At 44.5% G+C, this 17,743-nt stretch carries 5 protein-coding genes; 3 read left to right on the top strand and 2 right to left on the bottom strand.

Features of this window, described 5'->3' with window-relative positions; genetic code table 11:
* Nucleotides 1-82: 82 nt before the first annotated feature.
* Nucleotides 83-2,416, bottom strand: a complete 2,334-nt coding sequence (locus CWM47_RS33980; RefSeq protein WP_100992956.1) for a GumC family protein — start codon at nt 2,414-2,416, stop codon at nt 83-85.
* A gap of 1,366 nt (nt 2,417-3,782) precedes the next feature.
* Between CWM47_RS33980 and CWM47_RS33975 the strand changes: the two genes are divergently transcribed.
* Nucleotides 3,783-6,365, top strand: coding sequence for a T9SS type A sorting domain-containing protein (locus CWM47_RS33975; RefSeq protein ID WP_100992955.1), 2,583 nt, complete (start codon nt 3,783-3,785; stop codon nt 6,363-6,365).
* 552 nt (nt 6,366-6,917) lie between these two features.
* The gene (locus CWM47_RS33970; RefSeq protein WP_100992954.1) at nt 6,918-8,183 is read left to right on the top strand and encodes a glycosyltransferase family 4 protein; all 1,266 of its coding nucleotides are present in this window, start codon (nt 6,918-6,920) and stop codon (nt 8,181-8,183) included.
* 573 nt (nt 8,184-8,756) lie between these two features.
* Here the strand turns inward: CWM47_RS33970 and CWM47_RS33960 are convergent.
* Nucleotides 8,757-9,653 (bottom strand): cupin-like domain-containing protein, encoded by an 897-nt coding sequence (locus CWM47_RS33960; RefSeq protein ID WP_100992952.1) that lies wholly within the window; start codon nt 9,651-9,653, stop codon nt 8,757-8,759.
* Between the two features lie 1,118 nt (nt 9,654-10,771).
* On the opposite strand from CWM47_RS33960, the gene CWM47_RS33955 reads away from it, so the two are divergent.
* Nucleotides 10,772-17,737 carry a polyketide synthase gene (locus CWM47_RS33955; protein WP_240625602.1) on the top strand — a complete coding sequence of 2,322 codons (6,966 nt, stop codon included), beginning with the start codon at nt 10,772-10,774 and terminating at the stop codon, nt 17,735-17,737.
* The last annotated feature ends 6 nt before the right edge of the window (nt 17,738-17,743 follow it).

Genomic DNA, 17,743 nt, shown 5'->3' with positions numbered 1-17,743 from the left:
TATATAAAAAAACTAAAGCAGCCCGTTTAACGCCAGTTTTGCCCAGTTTGCAACGCTATCGAAAACTAAAGATTAGCATAGATTACCGGCGGCTGAACTGCCAGATTTTTCTGCTTGGCTGACCGCCATAAGCGTAATCTTTGTTGTATCCGCTATAGTGATAGGAGTCAGTACCGTCAACGGCATTCAGTATAATATTCAACTGGGGAAAACGCTGTTCCCGGTAAAGCTTATCGATCATTTTGATGTGATTCTTGGGCGTCATATCATGACGAACCATGAAAAAAGTAGCGTCCGTTAAGGGTGCAATCAACCGGGCGTCTGATACAAGTCCAACCGGAGGGGTATCGATAATGATATAATCGAACCGCTCACGGAGCTCCTCGATCAATTGCTTTAATTTGGGGCTGCTCAATAGCTCAGATGGATTTTTTGGTAACGATCCACTTGGTATTACGTAATAGTTGGTAGCGCCCGGAATGGGTGTCAATACCTCATCGACAGTAGCCTCTCCCAGCAAATATTCACTGACTCCGTTTGTATTGTCGAGGTTGAATATTTTGTGCAGCTTGGGCATCCGCAAATCCATGTCCAGAATAACCGTTGGTTTATCCACATAAGCCAGGCTCATACCCAAATTAGTCGATACAAATGATTTACCTTCTCCACTGATACTGGAGGTAAATAAGATGACCTGGCTTTCTGTTCCTTCGCTATGTAGGAATGGCAGACTGGCCCGCAGTGTCCGGATTTGTTCCGCAATGACAGATTGGTTATTGGGCGATATGACGAGTGGTCCGGGATGCCGTTTTTTTACCAGTTCGCCCAGGATTGGTACGTGCGTAACATCTTCTACATCACCCCGGCGCATTACCCGATTATTCAAGGCATCGCTGCCAGCTATTGCAGCAATAGGCAATACCAATCCCAGCAGACCGAATAGTGCGTAAATAATAGTTTTTGCCGGTCTGATTGGTTTATCATCACTCAGGGCAAAATCAATTGTTCTGGTATCGCCAATGGCTGAAGCAAAAGCCACTGCCGTTTCTTCACGTTTTTGAAGCAGATACGTGTACAAACTATTTTTGATCGCCTGCTGCCGGGTGATATCCATCAGCATCCGTTCTTTCAAGGGTATCGTACGAATGGCTCCCTCTACTTCGCCGTTCTTGGCAAGATATTGTTGCCGGGTACTGAGCAGCATATTCTTCATTGTCAGAATATTACCCGCCATATTGTTTTCAGCCGTTCTGATCTGACTGTTGATAGTCTCCAGCATTGGGTGTTGCTCCGAGGTGGTTCGGGCCATTTGATCTCGTTGCTGCTCCAGCGTGGTCAGGTTGGTGATAAGACCGAGAAGAACAGGATCGTTTAAGCCAACAACAGCCGGTGGTGTGTTACCCCGGTTTTCCGATTTGGTTTCAACGTATTTCTGTAGATCATTGAGCGCGGCCAGTTGAACATTCACCTGAATCAGCGATGCATCGTTTTGTTGCACTGTTTCTAAAAACGACTGTGCCTGAACGCTTAGATCTGTAATGCCCTGGTGAGATTTGTATGACTGAACATTCTTTTCCACCGACGACAGTTCACCTGAAACAATGTTAAGCCGATCTTCAATAAATTTGAGTGTGTTAGCAGCAACTTTGTTTTTGTCCATGATGGCTGCCTGATCATACTCTGTGATAAGTTGATTTATAACGGCTTCACCTTTTGAGGGAACGCCATCTTCGAGCGAGATAAGAATAACTGTTGACCCTTTACCGGTGGGGATCACATGCAAATTGCTCAAATAGCTTTTAGCAGCAGAGGTCTGTTTTGACACCTGCACTATCATTTTTTTGATGCGGGCAGTTGCTTTGCGGCTTACGATTTTAAGGCGTCCGTAGGGAGTTTCTATGCTTTTATTGAGCGGATAAACGTGTTCATTAATGGTAACGGTATTATCGCCGGGTAAAGTAATATCTAATGGGCTTTTGTATAGGGCTGATATGGGCTGCTCAATAATCAGTTCAATTGGAGAATCCTCGTAAAGCTCCCGTTTGCTGAAGGTAGTAGCTTCGTAATAGCGCACATTCAAATGGAGCTTTTCAACTACGCGGTTCATCAGGGTGAACGACCGTAAAACTTCTATCTCATTTTCAACAACTTGTTTAGGCGTGAATACCCCTAATTCTTTAAGTGTATTATTCTGTTCACTTCCTTTCTGTTGATCCTGAACCAGCAAACTGGCCTGAATTTTATAAACAGGCTGTTTATCAAGTAAATAAATATAGGCACCTGCCAGCATGAGGCCTATAGAAACCACAAACCAGGGCCATCTCTTTATATACCTAGAGATTAAGTTACGAAGATTTAATCCCTCCGATTCAACTACCTGATGTGTAGTATAGGAGTAATTTGATTCATTAGTCATGTCAAATAATGTTCAATTTGAAATATCAATACAATATAAAGTGTTTACTATAAAATTTTTGACCGTAAAATGGAATTGTAAATAAATAGGTTATGCTCTTTAATTAAACTGATCGATTGTATAATCATAGCACTCGGCAGGAGTGAATTTCATCCACTCATTCTGCCCAGATTGACTATGATCAATGAATGCACACGGGTAAATAGGATCAATTTACATGTCTTTAGGCCAACAACATTATCAGTACTGTCTGTATGTCGAAAATTACTATTATGTTTATTTATTGCTGTGAATAGAAATTATAACAAACTCGTCATAAAATTATCATAATTGTTTTTTATCCAAAATCAATACTGAGATTTTACTGTATATTGATGATAAAAATCGGCTATCGTACCTGTCATAATAATATAATAGACTGCATTTATTTTAGAAAGGTGCGAAGCATTTTGAGAATATACAATCTATATATGCAAAACAGTACGTATGTAGAAAAATAGCTTATTAACTTTATTGACAAACTGTAAACTAACGTCTATTTAGGTTAATATTTTCTGAAGTACGTAAATATGTTATTTGAAATAATTTGATGAACAATATAATTATACTCATTAAAGTCCGTCTGATAAATAATTATACAAATTTACTCATCGGCAATGTTTTTTTGTAACCAAAAAAAAACTTAGGTCTATAAAGCTTAGTGAGGTTTTAGAAGGGCGTTTTGCAAAAAAAATTAATTTATGCTCAAAAAGTTTTGAATTAGGGGCCTCAGGGTAATAAATGGGTACGAAGACAATCCCTATCGGAAGCAAAACAAGACACAATAGTACTATATATCTTAATTCATTAACTACTGTGAATGGGGTCGATAGTTTTACATAGCCAGCCTACCGCTTAATTACTCTTTGAGAGAACTTGTATTTTTTGAATAACTTTAATCGATATTTTATTCGTTTGCCTGTCAAAAGGCATTCTAATGCCTTCAGGAAGCCTTTGTCATAGATTAAATTATTTCCTGAAAACTAAATTATAAAAGCATTGGAAATATCTTTTGAATTGAATCGCATCCGTTGTTGAATCAATAATAAAAAGCTGTTGCTACAATGGTAGTTAGTTCAGTCGTTGACTAGTTTGGTAAGTTTTGGTTTATTTCTAAGCACAAGCATCAAACAAAAAAATGTAAAATTTTGATTTGATTTAGACAAATGCTATTATAACCTACACTACATATCTTCCCTTTATTCAAAAAACATAAACTTTTTTTTACCTGAAATTATATTAAATTAACAAACAGTCTAATTATTGGAAGTCAATAAAGGATACAATGTATTATATCCGGTTAACGAAATATTATAAAACGTAACTCATGAATCACATCTTACGGTCTGTTGCATTAACTCTACTACTTGGCTGCTGTATTCGTACATCAGCGGTTATAGCGCAAACAGTAATTTTTAATATAAATCAATCGGCTAAACCAGGCGAGGCAATTAGCCTTCAGGGAAACTTTGCGAGCGATGCGAAAGTATACCTGACACAAGGTACATCCACTACCCCAATACCGCTTCATGTGCTGGTGCAAAGCACAGGACAGGCAACCGTACAGATACCGGCCCGGTTGAAGCTGGATCTGTATCAGATCTGGGTCGATGAGCAGGGTCAGCGCAGTCCGGGCGTCTATGTCAACAAACCCTGCTCTATGCACCTGGATTCGCCAGAGGTGACGCCTGGCGGAAACCTACGCATCTTTGGCCGTAATTTGCAACTTAGTGGCGTCTCACCCAACGTGCGCTTTGTGAGCCAGAACGGCACAGACGTGCAGGTAGGTGTGGTCAACACGGAGGAGAGTGATCCATATACTTTAAATGTGAAAGTACCGGACGCACTCCAGCCCGGCACAAATTATAATCTCTTTGTCAGCAATGGGTTTAGCGGTGACGCTGGGGAGACCAGGATGGAACAGACCGTGTTGGCTATCAAAACAGGGATCGACTACTTTCAGTTAGGCGTACCCTGGGCGACCAAATTCGACTTCTATAAAAATATATATAACGTTAAGACTGACCCGCGGTTGAGTTTAAAAGCTGTTGGCGATGGCCAAACCAACGATCAGCCTGCTATTCAAAGGGCCATTAACCGGGCTAACGCCGACGGGGGCGGTATCGTTTATTTACCCGCCGGCACTTACAAACTTCTGGCCAGTGGCTCTGCGGCCCTGACAATGCGTAATCGGGTGGTTATACAGGGAGTCGACAAAGACCAGACATTTATCAAATTCGGTTACGATACCAGTAATCCACGTACCGGCGTTGTTTGGCCGCCCATTACGAACCAATCCGGCCTGGCCGATTTATCATTGTTTAATGTAGACAATACGGCGCAGTGGACGAGTAACATGACAGGCCAGTGTACGGAGGTCTTTTTACAGCGTGTCTTCATAGACCTGAACCGGGGCGAATGGCTGATGTGGGCTAACAGTAATAAGTTGGTGATAGCCAACTCCATCATTACGCAGGGCTTGACCAGTAACACTGGCTATCGTGGACCACTTCAACTGAATGGATGTGCCAATTTCGTTGTTAGCGGAAACTCTTTTACATATGCCGTAGATGGATTGAATTTTAATGATGCACATAATGGGGTTTTTGAAAACAACCGCGTCTACCGGGATGGAGCCGCCCGTTATCCCGCTAGTGTCATTAATCACGTGCTCATTCTCAATTTCGCCGAAAACGTCGCGGTGTTGGCGAACGAATTCAGGGTCATTAACGGTCCCGCTCAAAATAGTAATGATGGGGAAACGATCATTGCCGAAGGCGGTGGCCCGGATCGGATCGACGAAGACGCTGGTATCATGAGCGACGCAACATCCATTACCATAACAGATAATACTAAAAACTGGGCCAAAGTCCGTCGAAGGCCGGTGGTTGCTATCGTTAACGGAAAGGGAGTGGGCCAGTGGCGTACGATCACCAGCCGTACCGCTAATATACTAACAATAGATCGGCCCTGGGATGTGGTTCCTGCCGCTGGCAGTCATTATGCCATCTTCAATTGGGGAGCACGCAATTGGTTGTTGCAGGGAAATATAATGGAGGGTAACCGCCGGGGCATCACCCTGTACCACAATGCAACCAATGAGGTTGCTATCATTAACAATACGCTGATCAACAGCGGATCAATCGATCTGGCACCTATACAGCAGGAACGCGGTGAAACCAGCCTGTCGCAGCAGTTTATTCCTATGTATAATAATCAGATAATTGGCAATTTAGTATCGAATACGAATGGAGAAAACGGAGTTTTTATTGGTGTGCACTCGGTACAGTTCGTTCAGGAAAAAACCTTTGGTACGTCGGTAATTGGTCTGGAAGTACGCAACAACACACTTACGGCCGGGCAGCCCAATATACCCGCTATTGTGGATGCCAATTTCCCCGAAGGTTATCTGAACTACTTACAGTATCAGCCAGGGGCTGCCCGTTACGTTGAAGAACAAATTCCAGCGATATTGGGCAGCATATTTCAAAACAATACCGCGATCAACTGTGATCATGCACTCTACCTTAATTCAGGATCTTATAACACACTGGTGTGCAATCTGAAACTTAAAAATTCTACTATACTATTAAAAGATGACCGTCTGGATAGGGTTAGCCATGCTTCGATCCGAACAGCTTCATGCTTGACGGACATCAGTCCTGAATTACCCGCCGTTGCGAAAGTATATCCAAATCCGGCTACTACCGAACTGCACATAGAAATGTCGAAAGCGGGAGCAAGTTTTAAAATATATTCTGTACTAGGTATCTTATTGTTAGAGTCAAGCACCGCTGAATCTGAAGCTGACATTGACATACAGTTCCTACCTGTAGGCTCTTATCTCTTGTTAGTTCAATTTAAAGAGGGAAACCAAACGAGCCAGCATTTTATAAAGCAGAAATCCTGATCAGCCAGTAGTAATGTTGCGGTAGAAGCCAGGAAATAGACATTTAAAAATACTTACCTGATAGTTAGCACTGGTGCTACCTAAGTGATGCACAAAAACCGCTTGCGAACATACTGTTGTTAAGTTGGTATCGGCGGGTACCTTCAGTTCAAGATTAAGCAAAATCGAATAATGTATACAACCCGCTTCAAAACTTAATAGATAACAATTTTTGCTTACTTATTGAACGGTTGTTTACTCAAATATTTATAATTGCTATTGTATAAAGCTAACTCACATGTTTGTAATTTTCAATTAACGTAAAAAAAAATTAAGTATATAGAGATAAATGTATACTACTTATCAAGCTTTATTTATTGTCTGTCAAAACCTTACCATGTATCTGTTTTTCATCTTTATAAAATGCTTCTCTATATTTCCCAGGAAATTCATTGACATACAATATCTGCACACAATACTCTTCCGTAAGGAATTCGGCTTGATAGAAGCGATATAGAAAGTAGCGATTTTGAAAATGTAAATTATGTATACTTTATTTAAAACTATTTATAAATGAAAATATTAGTTAGTAGTATGACTTTTGCCCCAGACCATAGTGGCATATCATTATATTCCACTGATTTTGCTACATACGCATCAGAACAGGGGCATGACGTTACTGTAGTTACGGGCTTTTCGTGGTACCCGAAATGGGAAAAAAGACCTGAAGACAAAGGGAAATTATTTAGAACAGATTATTTTAAATCTATTAAAGTACTGAGAGGTTACTTATACGTTCCTAAAAAAGTCACTTCGCTGACCCGAATAATTCAGGAAATTACCTTTATACTTTTTGCTTTCTTTAATTTCTTCCGTGCCGGTAGGCAAGACGTAATCGTTGTGTTTACTACGCCAATAAGCCTGGGCTTGCTAGGAGTTCTGTTTCAAAAGATCTGGAAAGCTAAACTAATTATCAATGTTCAAGACTTACAATTGGATGCGGCTCAGTCACTGGGAATGCTCGGGAAACTACCCATCATCGACGCGATGAATGTTGCAGAAAGCTACAGCTATCGAGAAGCCGATATTGTAACGTCCATCTCCGATGGTATGATCAATCTAATTAGACAGAAGGTAGCGCTGGATGACGATAAAATTTATTTGTGGCCCAACTGGATTAGTGTCAATGAGGCAAATAAGAAGGGAACTGAAGGCATATTCCGGGATAAATTCCCTAAGTATAAGGATAAAATAATAGTAGGCTATGCCGGCAATGTAGGCGTAAAACAAAGTTTGTCTGTATTAATAGACTTAAGCGAAAAATTTAAAGATTATGCAGATCTTGTCTTCTTAATTATCGGTCAAGGGGGCGATTTGATTAATTTAAAAGCATACGCTGCTACCAAGAAAACAAGCAACATCGACTTTATCGATTTCCTTTCGCAGGAAGATTACTACAACTTCCTGTCTGACGTGGATATAGTTTTTCTGTCGCAGAAAAATGACTCGGGCGATGCCTATTTCCCATCAAAACTGCTGGGTATAATGGCTAAGGAAAAGTTGATTTTTGTTGCTGCCGGTAAAGATTCTGAAATATACAAAGTGGTAGCTAACAACAAGTTAGGCATTTCGGCTAATATTGACGATCTTGATAATATGGAGCTTTTGATAGACAACTATTTGCAGAATAAAGAGCAGTTCAAATTCTACGAATCGAACGCGTTTAACTTTGTAAATCAGTTTGATAGAAATCTGGTCTTAAGAAGGTTGTTTAATCGGTTAAATGAGTCTGTTCCGGTTACATCACCAATCGGAAAGGGTGCATTTCAAAACTACTAAAAGAGGGTTACATTGGCTCTACATTCCTTTTTCGTGCTCTCATAACCCGTCAAGAACTTCAGGCGCTGGTTGATGCCCACTATAATAAGTTGGATGTCATCCAGCAACGGCCTGCTTTTTTATCCTTTCAAAGACAATTAACGCACGTTTGGACAACATGGGGTCAACACGTGTTGCAGGCCAGTGTGGACAAACCTCCGGTCAACCCACAAACAAAACGGTTGTCAAACCCGATTCGGACTTGTTGACGTTGCGCAAAGGCACCATTTCGAAGCCAAAACCAATGGGTTCTTTAGCAGCCTTTAGCTTCAGAAAGGGATGACCATGCCGGTGGAGCGATGTCCACCTGCGTGCCTAGTTGAAGACATTTTTGGTCCATCACAGGGCACGCAGGTAGGTCTATCAAGGGCCTGATTTGCTAGCACAACCGTTTTAATAAAGAATTTATGATGATCGATCACTTCTCCGGGAGAAGCACGACAGGACATTGCTGGTATGCGTAACGCTTTGGTACGTTATAACATCTGCTTATGTAAATTAAGGCCTGCGTTTTTTAAAGGCTGTCGACATCCACTAAACACTTATCCCGATTTTTTCGGAAGTGTTCAACACGCCACCAAGTGCAGAAAGGTAGGCGTGGGCGGCCTTGGCAATTAAGGGACGTCGTTGGTTCAATTTGATATCTACTTCGTTCATAAAATTTTTCCAGTTAGATGCATTCAGGCAGTCGAGTGCCACCGAAATGGTAGCTGTCAATGAACGCGCTGTGTGCCACCAGCCACAAGGAATAAACAGAGTTTCTCCGGGTCCGACAACAAAAGAAACAGGAGTTGCTTTAGCAAATAAAGGGTACTTTTCTAAATCAGGATTTCTTACATCATTGACTTCGGATACCCATACATTATTTGCTTTTGGGTAGACATAGGGAGTCTGCTCAGGAGGGATTACTGTAAATTCCTTTTGTCCATATATCTGAGTAATATAAGCGTGCAAACACATATAGTCATAATGAATATAAGGAAATTGACCGCCCGGACTACCAAAGAAAATCTCAAGTGTATCAGCTCCTCCCAGGAAGTTATTAGGCAGAAGTTTACTGGTAATACGGTCGGGTAATGCATACATAAACCGGGGTGTTACATCCGGTAAAAGTTCAGGATAATCCCGGTCAATCTGTAATTTGCAGGGGTAAGGAGCCGGATTATCTTCCGTGGCAACCATCATCAAGTCGATGTATTCACTCAGCGTATAGTTGTTGCCCTGTACAACTATCTTTCGATCCCCGTAGACCGTTTTGAAGTACTCCGGAGTGAATTTATTCTTTGCTGACCAATCCTTACAAGCGTCACCAATTACGACGGGATAATTACCAAAAAGATGTTTTTCGCTAAATTCCTCGTAAGTCATACCATACTTTTTCTCTACAACAATATCACCTAGTCGAGCCAGTTCAACAGTCTTAGCAGCCATTAATATAAATTGGTATCATATGATTAATTCATTACAGCGAATAAGCCTGTCGATGTATAAATTTACTGTTGATCTGGAGTATAATAATTAATAACTTTTCATTTCTATTTAAATTTCTTACAAGCTGTATATCATTGAGAACGTGTTGGGTGTTACCCGGCAGAGGCTATGCAACAAAGTCTTACAGGACCCCAAATAAAAAATATTTTTATAATTAAAAAAATATAAATTATAATTATTTTTATAATATAGACTAATATTTGAGTTAATTAAAACCACCTTTTGATAAATATTAATATTTTACTGTGAGAAAAATTGATATTTTATTGTTAAAATACAATAATAAAATAGCCTAATACTCAACTAAAGCATACAAAATGTTAACAATATATATAAAATAAAGTACATGTTGTTTAATTAAAATTTTTTGTTTTTTTCCTTTTGCTTGAAAAGCTATTTCTATTTCCCATATATTTCTTATAATTTCAACTAATTGTTCAGGCATTTTAGCAATTTTTTATTTCAATCGCTGTAAGAATAATTTATATGTACTGAAATCAATTTGTTCTTATTTACTTGTGAGTAAGTCTGTAAAGTCAAACGAGATGACTTGTATTTTTGTCGAGCCCAGTTGCAAATTGGTAACGAATTTACTTTACGGACTAATGCCCTGATCTATAAAGTTAAAGGTTGCCCACAGTTTTCAGAAAGTGAACGTAGCAAGCTGTGATGGTAAAATTATTTAGTTGATTCAATTAGATACTAGTTATAAGCGTACAAATTCACTCTTGTAGCCTATTACATTTACAAGTTGTTAGTTTGGCTATATGTTAATAACAATGAAATATCTCGCTGCTATTAGTATCAAGCCTGAACATATTTTATCATACTGTAAACAGTCCTTTTATAGTCTATACGTATTTTTTGCATTTATCAGAAACGCACCGCAGGTGTACGCTATTCAACGTTAGATAATTTCAATTCTCAAATTTTTACATTGGCTCTATAGTTTGAGCTGAACCGTAAAACTATATAGATTCCGCTTTTTTTCTCTTGAAAATAAGTCTATAAGTCTCCAGTTGCATAATTATATACTAGAAATAAATTTAGAAATAATCATGAACATATATGACATTAAAGCAAACGAGACTGCTTTGTTACAATTGGAAGTCATTCAGGAAGCCATTGTTGTGCCCCTGGAAAATACATTGGGCCAACAGCAACTGGCCGCTTATTTGATTGCAAAAAAAGAAGAAATAGACATACTATATATTGATAAAGCAATTAAGCAGCAACTCCCTACTTTTATAACACCTTCTTATTTTATCTGGATGAAAGAGTTTCCTAGAAAAACTACTGGTGGAATTGCTGATGAAGCTCTGCCTAAACCTAATGCGCAGAATTTAATTCCGTCTTTTTCAGATATTGATACTAAGTTAGTCACCGATTTATTTGCTGATCAGGTTAGCGCGACGCCTGATAGTGTAGCGCTGATTCATGAAGGCAACTCAGTTACATATCGACAACTGGATGAGCAGTCGAATCAATTAGCGAATTACCTGAAAAAACATGGTGTAAAACAAGGAACCCTCGTTCCCATCTGTATCAGTCGTTCCCTGGAGATGATTATTGGCGTGCTAGCCATACTCAAGGCCGGGGGCGTATATGTACCCATTGAACCGGACTATCCGCAGGAGCGAATACAGTACATTCTGTCTGATGTGGGGGGGGAAGTCGTGGTGACCGATAGCCGCTCCAGTCGGGTATTGACGGGCCGGGAGGTGGACTTTGACCTGATTTGTGTAGATCGTGACTGGAAGACCATCTCGAACGAACCGAAGCAGATCATGCCTGTTTCGATGGCTCCTCACAACCTGGCTTATATTCTCTTTACCTCCGGATCAACGGGTAAACCGAAAGGGGTTTGCATGGGCCACGGGCCGCTTGTGAATTTGTTGCTGTGGCAGGCCCACCATTCACGCGCCGGGCGTTACACGCGCACCCTGCAACTGGCACCGCTGAGTTTCGATGTGTCGTTTCAGGAGATTATGGCGACGCTAACAACGGGGGGGACGCTGATGCTGATTAACGAGGAATTGCGGCTTGACATGAGCAATCTCTTGGCGTTTATTGACAAGCAGGCTGTGAACCGGCTTTTTTTGCCCTTCGTCGCGCTGCAATATCTGGCCGAAACCGCCGTCAGTACCCATCTCTTTCCCACCTGTCTGCACGAAGTGATGACGGCTGGCGAACAATTGAAAATTACCCCACAAGTAGCCGCGTTTTTCTCGGCACTTCCTAACTGCGTCTTATACAATCAGTACGGACCAACTGAGTGCCACGTAGTTAGCGAGCTGAAACTGGACGGCAATCCGGCTAACTGGCCCCAGCTGCCATCCATTGGTAAAGCTATCGACAACGTCGATCTGTTCATTATCAACGAGCAAATGCAGGTCGTTGATAACCAGGAACCGGGCGAACTCTGCATTAGTGGCCGCTGCCTTGCCCAGGGATACCTGAACCAGCCCGCACTAACCGACAAAAAGTTTATCGATCTGGAAACGCCACAGTTCGGCCTCGTACGCTGCTACCGCACAGATGATCTGGCGCGGTTCCTGCCCGACGGCACTATCGAATTTCTGGGTCGCCGGGACGATCAGGTGAAAATTCGCGGTCATCGGGTCGAGTTAGGCGAAATTGAGGTCGTTATTAGCCAGATGCCCGCCGTTCAACAAGCTGTTGTTGTGGCCCGCGAAAGCGCCGACGGCCAGAAGCAGTTGGTTGCTTACCTGATTTCGTCAACCGGACTAACCGACAGTTCGGCCATTCGGAAAGAGCTCAGGCAGCGATTGCCCGAATACATGATGCCATCGGCTTTCGTCTGGATGAATGATCTTCCCCGAACCAGCAGCGGCAAGATCGACAGGAAAAAATTGCCCAGCCCGGAGCGCAATCGGTCCGACTGGGCCGAACTATACAAACAACCCACAACTGAACTGGAACAGACCGTTGCCGATCTATGGGCCGCGTTGTTGCAGATCGACAAAGTGGGGGCAGACGATAATTTTTTTGAACTGGGTGGCAACTCATTACTGGCTCAACGAACCGTTGTTACTTTGAAGCAGAAGCAATATGTACTACCAGTTACAAAGCTATATCAGTACCCAACGCCAGCAGGCATTGCTCAGTATTTACAGCCTGTAAAGAAGACAGTACCATCGGCCGGCCTTGAGTTTGATAATTCCGGCGACTCCACGCGCGCCGCCGACGTTGCAGTTATTGGCATGTCGGGCCGTTTTCCGGGCGCTAATACTATTGATGAACTATGGGATGTATTAAGAGAAGGCCGAGAAACGACGCAGTTCTTTTCGTATGATGAACTGGACGGGAGTATACCGGCCCACCTCAAAAACGATCCTTTATATGTGAGGGCGCGGGGCGTTCTGGAGCAGGCCGATCAATTCGATGCTTCGTTTTTTGGCCTGCCGCCTACTACTGTCCAGCTTATGGACCCGCAGCAGCGTATTTTTCTGGAAGTGGCCTGGGAAACACTGGAACAAACGGGCTATCTGCCGCAGCACTACGCCGGTCGGGTGGGTGTGTTTGCCGGTTGTGGCAACAATACCTATTTCCTGAACAATGTGCTCTGCCATAAAGACCTGATGGATCAGGTTGGCCCTTTTCAGGTAATGACCATCAATGAAAAAGACTACATAGCCTCGCGCACTGCCTACCAGCTGAACCTTAAAGGGCCAGCCGTGAGCGTACACTCAGCTTGTTCAACGTCGCTGTTAGCCATTACGCAGGCCGTTCAAAGTCTGCGCAACGGCCAGTGTGAGGTCGCGTTGGCGGGTGGTGCCAGCATAACGGCGCCCATCAACAGTGGTCACCTCTACCAGGAAGGGTCCATGCTGAGCAGCGATGGCCATTGCCGGTCGTTCGACGCCAGTGGAAATGGAACTGTTTTCAGCGATGGTGTAGGAGTGGTGCTTTTAAAAAGCCTGGACGCTGCCCAACGGGATGGCGATACGGTCTATGCCGTTATTAAAGGAGTAGGCATCAACAATGATGGGGGTGGCAAAGGAAGTTTTACGGCGCCAAGTGCCGAAGGACAGGCCGGCGCTATCAAAATGGCCCTGAACGATGCCCGCTTCGATCCATCGACGATCAGCTACGTGGAAGCCCACGGAACGGCAACGCCCATTGGCGACCCAATAGAGATCGACGGGTTGAAAATGGCGTTTGGTTATCAGCCTTTGCTTCAGTATTGTGCCATTGGCTCTATAAAAAGCAATATGGGGCATTTGACCGCAGCCGCCGGCGTTGCCGGATTCATTAAAACCACACTGGCTCTATATCACAAACAGCTACCGGCTTCGCTGGGTTTTTCGACACCCAATCCGAACATCGACTTTGCCAACAGCCCATTTTTTGTCAATACCCGTCTTACCGACTGGAAGTTGGCGAAACAGGGCGATACTATGCTGCGAAGAGCAGGGGTGAGTTCGTTTGGGGTTGGTGGTACCAATGTACACGTGGTGCTGGAAGAATATGCGCATGAAGTACCGTCCCCGTCGACCGTACAACTGTCGAAGAAACAGCGTCCGGTACACCTCATCAGTTGGTCGGCAAAGTCGACCGCAAGTTGTGGCGCTTATGCCAATCGGCTGGCCGTTCACCTGCAAAAAAACAGTCAGGTAAAGCTGGGCGATGTCGCGTTTACGATGCACACCACCCGCGTTGACTTTAATCATCGGCAATTCGTGGTGGCGGCTACGGGCGATCAACTGGTCAACACGTTACTCAATGCAGATTCGGCTTCATCGCCAGCAAAAACAGTTAAAGAAACGCCCGGAGAAATTGTTTTTCTGTTTCCGGGTCAGGGTTCACAATACCTCAATATGGGTCGCGAACTGTACGAAAACGAACACGTTTATAAGCAGGCCGTCGACGAATGTGCAGAACTACTCAGTGCGCATCTGGACACCGATATTCGCCAGATCATGTACTCCGACGAACTGAGCAGGGTTGCTGAAGAACGTCTGAAAAATACCAAGTATACGCAGTCGGCTCTGTTTGTTACCGAGTATGCATTGGCCCGATTGTGGATGAGCTGGGGTATTGAACCATCCGTATTTTGTGGGCATAGTGTTGGTGAGTTCGTGGGCGCTCATTTGGCCGGCGTGTTTTCACTGGCCGACGTGTTAACCGTAATTGCCATGCGGGGCCGTCTGGTCAGTGAACTGCCCCGTGGCAGTATGCTGTCGGTCAGAATGGAGGCCGAAAAAGTAGGGGTACTGATGCCCGAGCCGCTGTCTATCTCCGCCATAAACAGCGACAAATTATGCGTGGTAGCTGGACATGACGAAGATATTGCCGCTTTTGCCAGCGTTCTGGACGAGAAAGGCATACCAAACCGGGTGCTGCATACGAGCCACGCGTTTCATTCGGCCATGATGGATTCGGTCGTGCCGGATTTGCAGAAAGTGGTCGAGGGTATAGTACTCAATCGTCCCCAAAAACCAATCATGTCGACTGTGAGCGGAGACTGGCTGACGGATGCCGAAGCGACAGATCCGCACTACTGGGCGAAGCACCTGCGGTTGACCGTATGCTTTGCCGATGCGCTGGAGTCTATTTTTAAACTCCAGCGACCGCTGTTCCTCGAAGTGGGTCCTGGTAATGTGACGGCAACATTTGCCCGTCAGCAGGCGGGTTCCAGACCGTTCAGCATTGTAACGAGCCTAGACGGTAAAGACAAACAAACAGATTACCAGTCTACCATAAGAACCCTAGGCCAGCTTTGGCAGAGTGGTCTGGAACCAAACTGGAAGGCGTTCTATCGCGATCAGGACAGGAACAGGGTTAACCTACCGGCCTACGCGTTCGACAAAAAACGCTACTGGGTCGGTCCTGTTGCCTCAACGACACCAGTAATCTCCATTCCAGTCACTACGCCAATCGTACAAGAACCACACGATGGCCAATCAACCGAAATTCACCCATACGCGATCAACATGCGCAAAGATGTTCTGCACCTTAAAGTAAAAGAAATGCTGGAAGAGGCATCGGGCCTCGAAATGGAAGGCGCAACGCCGGATATGAACTTTTTAGAAATCGGACTCGACTCGTTGTTGCTTACCCAGGTATCGATACTTCTTAAGCGGGAGTTTAATCTGCCCATCACATTCCGGCAACTGAATGATGAGTACGCCACCCTCGACCAGCTGGTCACTTACCTCGATACCAACCTGCCTGCGGGTGCTTATGAACCAAAGGCACAGGCCGTTCCTGCCGTGGCCAGCCCGGCGCCGGTAACATCATTAGTGGCGCCGAGTATCCAGCAGACTGAAATTAGTTCGAACTCGGTACTGGACCTGATGGCTCAGCAGTTGCAGATCCTCACGAAACAGGTGGCGCTCATGCAGGGCGGCAACCAGCCTATGCCGGCAGCACCCGCCCCGGCGAGTGCGAAAACCATACCCGTTAAAACGCCGGACCTGTCGCCGGAAGAAGAGATTGAAATTAAGAAGCCGTTTGGGGCCAGTGCCCGCATTGAGCGGCAGGCAACTGAGTTGACTCCTTCGCAAAACGCGTTTTTGCAGCAACTCATTGACCGGTACAATAAAAAGACCGGTGCCAGCAAAGCTTATACGCAGGAGCACCGCGATTATATGGCCGATCCCCGGGTTGTTTCAGGCTTCAAACCGCTAACCAAGGAACTCGTTTACCCCATTGTCGTCAATAAATCGAAAGGCAGCCGCTTGTGGGACATCGACGGCAATGAGTACATCGACATGCTCAATGGATTTGGCTCCAGCATGTTCGGTTATCAACCCGATTTCATTAAAGATGCGCTCCACACGCAGATTGAAAGCGGGTTTGAAGTGGGCCCCCAGCATGAACTGGCGGGCGAGGTGAGCCGTATGATCTGTGACTTCACGGGCTTCGACCGGGCCGCTTTGTGTAGCACGGGCTCTGAGGCTGTGTTGGGCGCCATGCGGATTGCCCGCACCGTCACGGGGCGGTCGCTCATCGTTGCGTTCTCAGGATCGTATCACGGCATTGTCGATGAGGTGATCGTTCGGGGCACCAAAAAATTAAAGTCATTTCCGGCCGCGCCGGGTATCATGCCGGAATCTGTACAGAACATGTTGATTCTGGATTACGGTACGGAGGAAAGCTTGAAAATTATTCGGGAAAGAGCGCATGAATTTGCCGCCGTGCTGGTGGAGCCTGTTCAGAGCCGCCGACCCGAATTCAGGCCTGTCGAGTTTTTGAAACAGGTTCGTGCCATTACAGAAGAGTCGGGAACGGCCTTGATCTTCGATGAAGTGATCACCGGTTTCAGGATGCACCCCGGCGGTGCTCAGGCGCTGTTTGGTGTTAAAGCAGATCTGGCTTCTTACGGTAAAGTAATTGGGGGCGGGCTCCCCATCGGCGTAATTGCGGGCAAGCGTGACTTTATGGATGCCCTTGATGGCGGCACGTGGCAGTATGGCGACGTTTCCTTCCCCGAGAAAGGCGTCACTTATTTTGCAGGTACGTTCGTTCGTCATCCATTGGCCCTGGCAGCAGCCAAAGCTTCGCTGTCTCACCTGAAAACGATGGGGGCGGACTTGCAAAACTCCCTGACTCACAAGGCCGAGCGAATCGCTAAGGCGTTAAATGCCGAGTTCGAGCGCCACCAGATACCCCTGTTTGCGGCTCAGTTTGGTTCGCTTTGGAAAATCAAACCCAAAGAGGAAATACCCTATTCCGAATTACTATTTACACTCATGCGGGAGAAGGGTGTTCATATCTGGGACGGGTTTCCCTGCTTCACAACCGAAGCACATACCGATAACGAAATAAATTTGATCATAAACCACTTTATCAATAGTATAGGTGAGATGATTAACGCGGGATTTTTCCAAAGTCATCTGCCACAACATACTGTACACAAGGAAAAAGTTAACACTACTTATTCGTTTAACGAGCCACCCGTTTCTGGAGCTAAACTCGGTAGAGACAGGGAGGGGAATCCTGCCTGGTTTGTTGTCGATCCGGAGCAGCCGGGGAAATATTTACAGTTTAAATTCTAAGAATTG

Source organism: Spirosoma pollinicola (assembly GCF_002831565.1).
In the GTDB taxonomy this organism is placed as follows: Bacteria; Bacteroidota; Bacteroidia; order Cytophagales; family Spirosomataceae; genus Spirosoma; species Spirosoma pollinicola.
The sequence above is the reverse complement of the archived record's forward strand: the minus strand, read 5'-3'. Positions and strand labels throughout refer to the sequence as shown.